An 11,317-nucleotide genomic window follows, 5' to 3' on the forward strand; every position below is an offset into this window, starting at 1 on the left:
CGATCTGTCAACGAAACCAACGCGCCGGCACCGAAGTTCAAATAGGGTGATACCGACTTGGTGTCGAGCGACGTACCCAGTTCTTCGTACATGCCGCCGCCACCAGCAAGCACGAACGGACGGAACGGACCCTTGGCCAGCGGCACGAGCAGGTCGATACCAAGACCGATCTGCGCATCATGCTTACCGTCGGTGTCGCGGTCCAGGCTGGTACCGAAGCCCGAGAATTCGAGATTCAGGTGATCGCTGAGCGGCAGGCCGAGAAACACCACCTGGCCACCGATGCCGAAGTTGGCATCACGATCTTTGTCGGGTGATGTGTAGCTACCCATCACAGCGCCGTACGTCGTCTTCGAATAGTCGGCGGCGGTGGCCACTCCAGTACATGCGAGTAGTGCCAACGCCAATGCGGTGTTTCTCATGGCCAATTGCTCCTTTTGTTCTATTTACGGGGGGACAACCCGAGCGGGACGATAGGCATCGCCCGGCCGGTCTTCAACATTTGTGCCGGGAGCATAAAAGGCCAAGGCACACACACGCAAACGCAGTGCATCAAAAAAGCCGGGCAGCCAGCCCAAAGTCCGCTTAATGCGCCCGTAATTCCTTGCGCAGAATCTTGCCGACGTTTGATTTCGGCAAGGCGTCACGAAACTCGATCGCTTTCGGCAACTTGTACCCGGTCAGGTGGGCTCGGCAATGCTCGCGCAGGGTTTCGGCGGTCAGATTCTGATCCTTGCGGACCACGAAGATCTTCACGGCTTCGCCGGTTTTCGGGTCTGGAATGCCGATGCAGGCGCATTCGAGCACGCCGGGGTGAAGTGTGACGATGTTCTCAATTTCGTTCGGATAGACGTTGAAGCCGGAGACTAGGATCATGTCCTTCTTGCGGTCGACGATCCGGAACCAGCCCTCGGCATCGACGGTGGCGATATCCCCGGTCTTCAAATAGCCATCGGCCGTGAATGCCGTGGCGTTCTCGGCCGGCCGGTTCCAGTAGCCGCGCATTACCTGCGGCCCCTTGACGCAGAGTTCGCCGGGTTTGCCGACCGCCACCTCGCGCTCGTCGTCATCGCGCAGGGACACCCAGGTCGACGGCAGTGGCAGGCCGATGGTGCCGTTCCAGTCCGGCCGGTCGATCGGCGAAAAGCAGACGCCGGGAGAAGTTTCGGACAAGCCGTAGCCTTCGGTCAGCGCCACGCCGGTCAGTGCCTTCCATTTTTCGGCGACCACCTGCTGCACGGCCGCACCTCCGCCGACGGTGAACTTCAGCGCCGAGAAATCGAGATCGACGAAATCCGGGTGATTGACCAGGCCGTTGAACAGCGTGTTGACGCCGGTGAACGAGGTGAAGCGCTGTCTGGCCAGCTCGGCGACAAAAGCGCCGAGGTTGCGCGGATCGGTGATCAGCAGGTTCTTGCCGCCAACGTGCAGGAACAGCATGCAATTCACCGTCAGCGCGAAGATGTGATACAGCGGCAGCGCGGTGACCACGATGTCGCCGCCGTCGCTCAGCTTCGGCCCGATCCAGGCTTGCATCTGCAGCAGATTCGCCACCAGATTGCCGTGGCTCAGGGTCGCGCCCTTGGAAAGCCCGGTGGTGCCGCCGGTGTATTGCAGGAAGGCGATATCGTCCGGTTTCAGCTGCACACGGTGATAGGGCTGGGCGCGGCCGCGGGCCAAGGTCGTGCGGAACGGCACGCTGCCCGGTAATGACCAGGCCGGCACCAGCCGCTTCATCCGCTTGACCACGAAGTTGGTCAGCAGGCTTTTCGGGAACGGCAGCAGATCGCCGATCTGCGTGGTGATGACGATCTCCAGCGGCGTCGCCGCGATCACCTGAGCCAGGGTCGCCGCACAGTTCTCGACGACGACGATCGCCCGCGCTCCAGAATCCTTGAGCTGGTGTTCCAGTTCGCGCGGCGTGTACTGCGGGTTGACGTTGACCGCCACCAGCCCGGCGCGAAGGATGCCGAACACCGCGATCGGGTACTGCAGCAGGTTCGGCATCATCACCGCGACGCGATCACCCGGCAGCAGGCCGGCGACGTTCTGCAGCCAGGACGCGAAATCCTGTGATAGCCGATCGACATCGTCGTAGGACAGCACCGCGCCCATGTTCTCGAAGGCCGGCAGATCGCGGTAGCGCTCGCAGGCGCTGTCGATGATCGCGGCCAGCGAGGCATGGCCGGAGGTATCGATGTCGGCCGGCACGCCGCTCGCATAGGCCTTGAGCCAGACCCGCGGAGCCGCTGCCTCGGTTGCCCCGGCGATTGCTGGATCGCCCGGTTCTCCCCGCTTCGCCATGGTCGTTTTCCTTGGTTTGCTTGACGTCTGGCCGCTCAACCGGCGGTCTTGTTCAGCGCGCTTCGATTATAGGGAAACGTCTCTGCTGCGCAGCCACTCCGCAAATGACGGTGTGCCGCTGGCCGCCGCGTTGGCTTCGGTCTGGGCAATGAAGCGCAGCAGCAGGCGATCGTCGGCATCGCTGGCGCCGCCGGCGACAGACTCCGGCAAGCCGCCGCGGCACCAGAGCCATAGTTCGGCCAGCGTGTAGCTGGCCGGATCGCGCGCCGGCAGCAGGCGGCGATCGGGCTGGGTTTCGATCAGCGCGCCACAGCTGGTCAGCAGACTCACCGCGTCTTCGAGGCGGTCGGCATTGGCCGCGAGCAAGCGCTCGACTTCGATGAACGGCAGCGCCGGCTGGCCAGACTGGAAGCGCCGTGCCGCCAGCATCATCACGCGCATCGGCAGGTACTCGGATTCCCGGCTCGCCGGCGGTGCGCTGACCAGATTGCCGACCAGATGACGCGGGTTCTGGATGTAGAACGCCAGCCGGCAGCCGTACAGCACGATCAGCCAGCTCACATACAGCCAGATCAGCAGGATGATGACGATCGCGAAGCCGGAGTAGATCGCGCTGTAACTGCTGGCGCCGCCGACGAAGCGGGCGAAGCCGATGCTGGCGCTTTCCCAGGCGATGCCGGCGAACAAGCCACCGGCCGCTGCCGCACGGAACGTCACCCGGGTGTTCGGAATGAAGCTGTAGATGAAGGTCAGCGCGCCGACGATCAGCACGTACGGCGCCAGCTTGGTCACCAGCAACAAGGTGGTGCCGAACGGTTCGTACATCGCCAGGGTCGTGACGATGGTGCTCGAGCGCAGGGTCGCGGTCAGGCCGAGCGCCGAGAACACCAGTACCGGGCCGATCAGCAGCACCGAGAGGTATTCGCCGAAGCGCTGAGTGACGCCGCGCTCCTGCTTGATCTTCCAGATGAAATTGAAGCTGGCCTCGATCTTCGAAATCATCGACACCGAGGTGTACAGCAGCAGCGCGATGCCGATCGAGCCGAGCACGCCAACCTTGATGTTGTCGACGAAGGCAATGACGTTGTCGCTGATCACCTTGGCCTGATCGCCGAGCGGTTCCAGCGCCTGGGCCAGGATCGGTTCCAGCGAGTTGTGCACGCCGAAGGCCTTCAGCACCGAGAACGCCAGCGCCAGCAGCGGCACCAGCGATAGCAGGGTGGTGTAGACCAGGCTCATCGCCCGCAGGGCAATCTCGCCTTCGAGCAGATCGCGCAGCAGCGCCAGGGCATAGCGACCGGGTTTCAGCAGGCGACGGCCCCAGATCGAGCGGGGTTCGCTCAGCCACAGCAGCTTGTGTACGCGATGGTAGGGATCGGGAAGCATGGTCGGCCGATTGTCGCGGCCCTATCCAATGCTGTCCATGTGTCGCGGCCGCCGCGACCGGCGACAATGCAGGCCGTCTCCCGCACGCCTGGATGCCACCGCCTGCAATGTTGCCTGTCGCCGAAACCGCAAACCTGATCGACGGATCGCTGGAAGCCGCGCTGAAGCGCTGGTTCGGCTTCGACAGTTTTCGCCCTGGCCAGCAGGCCGTGGTCGGTGATGCGATGGCCGGCCGCGATCTGCTGGCGATCATGCCGACCGGCGGCGGCAAATCCCTCTGCTTCCAGTTGCCGGCGCTGCTCAGGCCGGGCGTGATGGTGGTCGTCTCGCCATTGATTGCGCTGATGCAGGATCAGGTGCGGCTGCTGCGCGACAACGGCATCAATGCCGCGTTTCTGAACTCGTCGCTGACCGCACGCGAGGCCAGCGACACCACAGCGGGCCTGCTACGCGGTGACTATAAATTGCTCTATCTGGCGCCTGAGCGGTTGCTGACGCCGGATTTTTTGAGCGGCTTCCTGCCAAGGCTCAAGGACGTGCAGGGTCTGTCCGGCTTCACCATCGACGAGGCGCACTGCGTCTCCGAATGGGGCCACGACTTCCGTCCGGACTACCGGCAGATGCACTGCCTGCGCGATCACTTTCCGGACGTGCCGGTGTTCGCTTTCACCGCGACGGCCACCGGCCGTGTACGGCAGGACATTGTCCATCAGCTGGGCCTGGTCGAGCCGACGATTCACGTCTCGAGCTTCAACCGGCCGAACCTGCATTACGCAGTCAGCGCCAAGGACGGCCGTACCTACCCCGAGCTGCTCGATCGCGCCCGCAAGCGGCCGAATGATTCCGGCATCGTCTACTGCCTGTCGCGCAAGCGGGTCGACGAACTGGCGTCCGGGCTGGCCGAGGACGGCATTCGCGCGCTGCCGTATCACGCCGGCCTGAATGCCGACACGAGACGCTCGAACCAGGATGCGTTCATCCGCGACGACGCCCAGGTGATCGTCGCGACGATCGCGTTCGGCATGGGCATCAACAAGCCGGACGTGCGTTGGGTCGTGCATTACGACCTGCCGAAAACCATGGAAGGCTATTACCAGGAAGCCGGCCGCGCCGGTCGCGATGGTCTGAAGGCGGACTGCCTGCTGTACTTCGGCATCGGTGATCTGAAGACCGCCGAATTCCTGATTGCCCAGAAGGTGGATCCGCAGACCGGCGCACCTCTGGAAGCCGAGCAGCGCGTCGCCAAGCAGCAGCTGCGCAAGGTGCTCGATTACGCCGAATCCACGGAATGTCGCCGCGCGATCCAGCTGCGCTACTTCGGCGAAAACTTCGAAGCGCCCTGCGGCGCCTGCGACAACTGCAACGACCCGAAGCCGGTCGAGGACTGGACGCTTGAGGCGCGGCAGTTCCTGTCGGCGATCGCACGGCTGGCGCAGCGCAATGAACGCTATGGCGCGGCGTATCTGATCGACATCCTGCGCGGTTCGGAAACCCAGAAACTCATTGATCGTGGCCATCAGGCCTTGAGCGTCTACGGCATCGGCAAGCAACGGTCGCAGGACGAATGGCGGCTGCTGGTGCGGGCGTTGCTGCACCAGGGCCTCCTCGGCGAAACCGGCAACGAGTATCCGGTGCTGTGCCTGAACGAAGCGAGTCGCGCCGTGCTCAAGGGCGAGCGGCCGGTGCAGGTCGCGATCGCGCCGAAGACCGCCAAGCCGAAGAAGCGTCGCGGCGCGAGTGTCGAGCTCGATACCTCTGCGATGCCGGAAGCGGAGGCTCTGTTCGAAGCGCTGCGCAGCCTGCGCAAGACCTTGGCCGATCAGCAGGGCGTGCCGCCTTACGTGGTGTTCAGCGATGCCAGCCTCAAGCAGATGGCCGAGCGCCAGCCGCTGACCAGCACGGCGTTTCTCGATATCTCCGGCGTCGGCAGCCGCAAGCTGGCGCAATACGGCGCGGCGTTCACCGCGGCGATCCGCGCGTTTCTGGTCGACAAAGGTCTGTCGGTGCCGGACGCGCCAGCCGAGGACGCGGCGGCCTTCGTCGTCGACGAGAAACAGATCGTCGATGAAGACCTGCCGGATACCGTCGTCGCCAGCCAGCGGTTGTTCGAGCAGGGATTGGAGCTCGACGAGATTGCGGCGAAGCGCGGGCTCGATGGCGCGACGATCGCCGGCCATCTCGAGGCGCTGTTTGCCCATGGCGTGTCGCTGGATTTGTCGCGTTTGGTGCCGGCCGATCGCGTGCAGACGATCGCCGGCGCGCTGCAGGTGCATGGCGAGGCGCGGTTGCGTCCAGCCTGGGAAGCGCTGGGCAGCGGCGCCTACAGCTATGAAGAGCTGCGTCTGGTTCGTGCCTGGCGGCACGGACAGAAACGCGCCGGCTGAATCGGCAAAACACGGTCCGCGGAAAATTCTTCGCCGACCGCTTGTCTGCCGGACGAATTCGTGGTTGACAGTCAAAAACGCGCTGTTATGATGCGGTGCATCAATTGTTGCGTCGCAACATCTGAGCCCGTCCCAAACGTGAGGAGTACGAAGATGAACCTGCAGAGCGTTGTTGAAGATGTCAAAGGCCGCGTTGAATCCATTTCTGGCCAGGGCCAGAAGGTTGCCGAGATTTCCATCGACAGCCTGAAGCAGGCTGGTGACGTGGTCGTCGGTGGCTACAAGTCGCTGGTCAGCGAGAACACCACCGCCGCCAAGGAAATCTACTCGGCTGCCGTGTCCAGCTTCGAGAAGGCGAAGACCGACGGCCTGAAGGCTGTCGCCGCCGATCCGATCAGCTACCTGCCGGCCACTGGCACCTTGACCGCCCCGTTCAGCCAGACGGTCACCGTCGTCTCGCGCACCGGCGAAGAGCTGTACAAGGTCGTCAAGACTGGCGTCGAAACTATCCAGGCGCAGCTGACCGGCAAGTCGCCGATCGTCGCCAAGGTCTCCAAGGCCGCCAAGTCGACGACCAAGAAGGCCACCGCGACCGTGAAGAAGGCTGCCGCTAAGCTCGACAAGTAGTCGACTCCGGTAGATCACCGCACTCGCGATGATCCTGAACCGCGTGGTCGCAAGGCCACGCGGTTCGTTCGTTTTGGGGTCTGCCCAAACACCATGACTGCACAGAATTCAGAGCGGTTGCCGGGCGTCATCGCCGACAGTCGTCACAGCAGGATTCAGGACTTGTTGCGACGCTTTGCGCGCAACGAGGCGCGAGCCATCGACGGTCACCGTCAGGGCTTGCAGGAGCGTTGGCAGATCATCCGCCGCAGCCGCAGGCCGGGTGAAACCCTGCGTTATCAGATCGACCTGCTGCCGCGTACTGCGAAGCGGGTGATTGGCGATCATCGCCGCCGCCTTGCACTGGTCAGAGCCTTGCTGCGCTCGGCCTACACCTCAGCAGAAAGTCCGCAGCCTTAGGTCTCGCTGCTCGAAGCTGGCTTCGCCACCTTCCGCTTGGCAGCCTTGCGTCGGCGAGCAGTCTTCGCTTCCGTCGTGTCAGCCGTTTTCGCCGAACGCTTGCGTGTCCGCTTGGCGGCCGGCTTTTCAACCGGTGCCGCCGCACTCGCCGAAGACCGCGCTTTCGCCGACACCAGCAGCTGCCAAGGCGCGCTCTGCCGCAGCGTCTGCAGATTGTCCTTGACGAAGCTCGAAGGATCGAAGGTCTCGGCGGCCGCGCCAAGCTTGTCGCGCAGGAAACTGATCAGATCTTCCTGCAGGCCGGCAACATCCGGCAGGCCGAGGAAGCGGCGCAGTTCTTCAGGCTTGACGTCGATCTCGATGCGAATCTGCATGGCGGGTTCCTCGAGCGGACAGACTTGATCAGGCAGCGGACACGAACAGCGCAACGACACAGCCGGTGGCGATCATCCAGGCCAGCGAGCGCAGGGACGGCAGGTTCGCGAGGTAGAGGATGCCGTAGACGACGCGGGCAGCGATGAAGGCCATTGCCAGCAGATCGATCCGCGCCTGAGGCACGGCAAGGAGATGGGCAATGATCACCGCGGCGGCGAACGGCGGAAACGCTTCGAAGCCATTCAGCTGAGCCCAGTTCGCGCGCTGCCGCCAGCCGTCGAGCTTGGCCAGCATCACCCGCGGCGCGGCGTTGTCGAAATCCTTGCCGCCGGCGCCGAACTTGGCCATGCCGGTCCAGGCAAGCGGCAGATAGGCGGCGATCAGCACACACCAGTAAGCAGTCGTCATCGTCGTTTCAGTTTCCGGTGAGGAGGCGCTGCGCTTCGCGATAAGTGCTCGCGGTGCGGTCGATCACTTCGTCGGGCAGCTTCGGGCCAGGGGCGGTCTTGTTCCAGTCCAGCGTTTCCAGATAGTCGCGAACGTATTGTTTGTCGAAGCTCGGCGGGCTGATGCCGGGGCGGTATGCAGCGGCCGGCCAGAAGCGCGAGGAATCCGGCGTCAGCACTTCGTCGATCAGATGCAGGGTGCCGTCTTCATCGACACCGAACTCGAACTTGGTGTCGGCGATGATGATGCCGCGCGTCGCCGCGAACTCGGAGGCTTCCTGATACAGCCGCAAGGTGATGTCACGGACCTGCGCGGCCAGCTTTTCGCCAACCAGTTTCACCGTGTCGTCGAACGAGATGTTGGCGTCGTGCTCGCCCTTCGGCGCCTTGAAGGCCGGCGTGAAGATCGGCTGCGGCAGCTTGTCGGCCAGCATCAGCCCGCCCGGCAGCGGAATGCCGCAGACCGCGCCGCTGTCCTGGTAGTCCTTCCAGCCGGAACCGATCAGATAACCGCGTGCCACTGCCTCCACCGGCAGCGCGACCAGCTTCTTGGCGACCACCGCACGACCTTCGCACTGCGCGCGTTCGGCCGGGTTCAGCCATTGGTCGAGATCGACGGAGGTATCGAAGTGGTTCGGGATCAGCGCCTCGAAGCGCGCCATCCAGAACGCGGTCAGCGCGTTCAGCACCGCGCCCTTGCCAGGAATCGGGTCGGGCAGGATCACGTCGAAGGCCGACAGGCGATCGCTGGTGACGATCAGCAGGTGGTGATCGCCGAGCGCGTAAAGATCGCGGACCTTGCCGCTGTGCAGCTTCGGCAGGCTGCTGATCGTCGCTTCATGCAGCGGAATCGTCACCGTCAGACTCCCGCGAAAAAGTAACGGCCGCCGCTGGCGACAACGATGACAATCAGGCCCAGCAGCAGATTGATGCCGACGAAGATGCGAATCTGCCCGACTCGGCGGCCGGCTTCGGCAACATCACCGGCAATTACCGCGCGCTTCAGGCGTTTCAGCGGCGCGAAGTAGACGTGCAGCGCGAGCGCCATCATCACCAGCCCCAGGGTCAGCATGATGTGGACGTGCGGGCCGACATGGGCCATGCCGCCAAGGCTGCGGATCAGGTGCAGGCCGGTGCCGAGCAGCAGCGCGGCCGACAGGAACACGTAGCCGAAGAAGCGATGCAGCACCTGCGCCCAGAGCGTGGTGCGGGTTTTCGCATCGATGCCGGCCAGGGTCGGGCGCAGGCAGACGTAGGCGAAGAACATGCCGCCGACCCAGATGGCGGCGAACAAGGTGTGGACAGCAATGGCGATACCCATGAGCGTTGCGAAAGATCGGTGGCGAACAGGCCGTCACTGTATTGAAGTGCCTGCCGCCGCGCCACGAAAAAGGCCGCCGGATTGCTCTGGCGGCCTGATGTTGCTCAACAGTTCATGCGTTCCGCTGCTTCCATCCTTTCTGCCAATCAGGCGAGATCGTAGCGATCCAGGTTCATCACCTTGGTCCAGGCCGCCACGAAGTCGCGCACGAAAACCTGCTGCGCGTCACTGCAGGCGTAGACCTCGGCGAGGGCCCGGAGCTGGGAGTTGGAACCGAACACGAGGTCGACGACGGTTGCCGTCCACTTCAGTTCGCCGCTGGTCCGATCGCGCCCTTCCAGCACGCCTTCGGTGCTCGTGGACTTCTGCCACTTGGTTCTCATGTCGAGCAGGTTGACGAAGAAATCATTGCTCAGGGTTTCCGGCCGCTTGGTGAAGACGCCGTGCGCGGACCTGCCGACATTGGCGTTCAGCGCGCGCAGGCCGCCGACCAGCACCGTCATCTCCGGACCGGTCAAGCTCATCAGCTGCGCCTTGTCGACCAGCAATTCGGCTGCCGATCCCGCCTGTTCCTTGCGGATGTAATTGCGGAAACCATCTGCCGTCGGCTCCAGCACCACGAAGGTATCGACGTCGGTCTGCTCCTGCGAGGCATCGGTGCGGCCCGGCGAGAACGGTACCTTGATGTCGTGCCCGGCCTTCTTCGCTGCCGCTTCGACTGCAGCAGAGCCGCCGAGCACGATCAGGTCCGCCAGCGAAATCTTCTTGCCGCCGGCGCCGTTGAAGTCCTTCTGGATCGCTTCCAGCTTCTGCAGCACCTTGGCCAGTTCAGCCGGTTGGTTGACCGCCCAGTCCTTCTGCGGTGCCAGGCGAATGCGCGCGCCATTGGCACCGCCACGCTTGTCGCTGCTGCGGAACGTCGCTGCCGACGCCCAGGCCGTGGTCACCAGTTCGGAGATCGACAGGCCGGAGGCGAGGATCTTGCCCTTCAGCGCGGCAACATCCTGCTCATCGACCAGCGGGTGGTCGACGGCCGGAACCGGATCTTGCCAGAGCAGTTCTTCCTTCGGCACCAGCGGGCCGAGGTAACGGGACAGCGGCCCCATATCGCGATGCGTCAGCTTGTACCAGGCGCGGGCAAAGGCATCGGCAAGTTCCTGCGGATTCGCCATGTAGCGCCGCGAGATCTTTTCGTACGCCGGATCCATGCGCATTGCCATGTCCGCCGTGGTCATCGTCGGCGCGTGGCGTTTGCTCGGGTCATGGGCATCCGGCACGGTGCTGCTGCCGGCACCGCCGGCAGGCTTCCATTGATGCGCACCGGCCGGGCTCTTGGTCAGTTCCCACTCGTAACCGAACAGGGTTTCGAAGTAGCTGTTGTCCCAGGTGATCGGGGTCGGCGTCCAGGCGCCTTCGATGCCGCTGGTGAAGGCGTGCACGCCCGAGCCGCTGCCAAAGCGGTTGATCCAGCCCAGGCCTTGCTCCTCGATAGCTGCGCCTTCTGGCTCGGGGCCGATGTTGGCGGCGTCGACGGCGCCATGGGATTTGCCGAAGGTGTGGCCGCCGGCGGTCAGCGCCACGGTCTCCTCGTCGTTCATCGCCATGCGGGCAAAGGTTTCGCGAATGTCGCGCGCCGAGCCCAGCGGGTCCGGCTTGCCGTCCGGGCCTTCGGGGTTGACGTAGATCAAGCCCATCTGCACCGCGCCCAGCGGTTCTGCCAGATCGCGGTCACCGGAGTAGCGGCTGTTCGGCTTGTCGCTGGACGCGAGCCATTCGGTTTCGGGACCCCAGTAGATGTCTTCGCCCGGTTCCCAGACGTCCTCGCGACCGCCAGCGAAGCCGAAGGTCTTGAAGCCCATCGAATCGAGGGCGACATTGCCGGTAAGCACGATCAGATCGGCCCAGGAAATGGCCCGACCGTACTTCTGCTTGATCGGCCAGAGCAGACGACGCGCCTTGTCGAGATTGCCGTTGTCCGGCCAGCTGTTCAGCGGTGCGAAACGCTGGGTGCCGAAGCCGGCGCCGCCGCGGCCATCGGCAATGCGATAGGTGCCGGCGCTGTGCCAGGCCATACG

Annotated in this window: 10 protein-coding genes and 1 pseudogene; 3 read left to right on the top strand and 8 right to left on the bottom strand. The window is 64.0% G+C overall.

The window, feature by feature from the left end:
- The 3 genes and pseudogenes from QZY06_RS04355 to QZY06_RS04365 form a co-directional block, all read right to left on the bottom strand.
- A pseudogene (locus QZY06_RS04355) lies at positions 1–377 on the bottom strand (hypothetical protein); the annotation flags it as partial.
- A 208-nt stretch (positions 378–585) separates the two neighbouring features.
- The gene (locus QZY06_RS04360; protein ID WP_295680673.1) at positions 586–2,304 is read right to left on the bottom strand and encodes an AMP-binding protein; all 1,719 of its coding nucleotides are present in this window, start codon (positions 2,302–2,304) and stop codon (positions 586–588) included.
- Between the two features lie 66 nt (positions 2,305–2,370).
- Positions 2,371–3,690, bottom strand: a complete 1,320-nt coding sequence (locus QZY06_RS04365; RefSeq protein ID WP_295680675.1) for a YihY/virulence factor BrkB family protein — start codon at positions 3,688–3,690, stop codon at positions 2,371–2,373.
- Positions 3,691–3,797: 107 nt separating this feature from the next.
- Between QZY06_RS04365 and recQ the strand changes: the two genes are divergently transcribed.
- From recQ to QZY06_RS04380, 3 genes are all read left to right on the top strand, one after another.
- Positions 3,798–6,074, top strand: coding sequence for a DNA helicase RecQ (gene recQ, locus QZY06_RS04370; RefSeq protein ID WP_295680677.1), 2,277 nt, complete (start codon positions 3,798–3,800; stop codon positions 6,072–6,074).
- Positions 6,075–6,227: 153 nt separating this feature from the next.
- Positions 6,228–6,701, top strand: coding sequence for a hypothetical protein (locus QZY06_RS04375; RefSeq protein WP_295680680.1), 474 nt, complete (start codon positions 6,228–6,230; stop codon positions 6,699–6,701).
- A 117-nt stretch (positions 6,702–6,818) separates the two neighbouring features.
- Positions 6,819–7,100: a hypothetical protein gene (locus QZY06_RS04380; protein ID WP_295680683.1), complete on the top strand. Its 282-nt coding sequence runs from the start codon at positions 6,819–6,821 to the stop codon at positions 7,098–7,100.
- Here QZY06_RS04380 and QZY06_RS04385 read toward each other — a convergent pair.
- The 5 genes from QZY06_RS04385 to katG form a co-directional block, all read right to left on the bottom strand.
- Positions 7,097–7,474, bottom strand: coding sequence for a DUF6489 family protein (locus QZY06_RS04385; protein WP_295680685.1), 378 nt, complete (start codon positions 7,472–7,474; stop codon positions 7,097–7,099). The two genes, QZY06_RS04380 and QZY06_RS04385, sit on opposite strands and share 4 nt — an antisense overlap.
- 28 nt (positions 7,475–7,502) lie before the next feature.
- Positions 7,503–7,883: an MAPEG family protein gene (locus QZY06_RS04390; RefSeq protein ID WP_295680688.1), complete on the bottom strand. Its 381-nt coding sequence runs from the start codon at positions 7,881–7,883 to the stop codon at positions 7,503–7,505.
- A gap of 7 nt (positions 7,884–7,890) precedes the next feature.
- Positions 7,891–8,778: a phosphoribosylaminoimidazolesuccinocarboxamide synthase gene (locus tag QZY06_RS04395; RefSeq protein ID WP_295680691.1), complete on the bottom strand. Its 888-nt coding sequence runs from the start codon at positions 8,776–8,778 to the stop codon at positions 7,891–7,893.
- A gap of 2 nt (positions 8,779–8,780) precedes the next feature.
- Entirely contained in the window at positions 8,781–9,242 is a 462-nt protein-coding gene (locus tag QZY06_RS04400; RefSeq protein ID WP_295680693.1) for a CopD family protein, read from the bottom strand.
- Between the two features lie 146 nt (positions 9,243–9,388).
- Positions 9,389–11,317, bottom strand: a 1,929-nt coding sequence (gene katG, locus QZY06_RS04405; protein ID WP_295680696.1) for a catalase/peroxidase HPI, incomplete at its 5' end; no start/stop codon positions are given.

The sequence above is a fragment of the uncultured Nevskia sp. genome, assembly GCF_903885465.1.
Lineage (GTDB): Bacteria > Pseudomonadota > Gammaproteobacteria > Nevskiales > Nevskiaceae > Nevskia.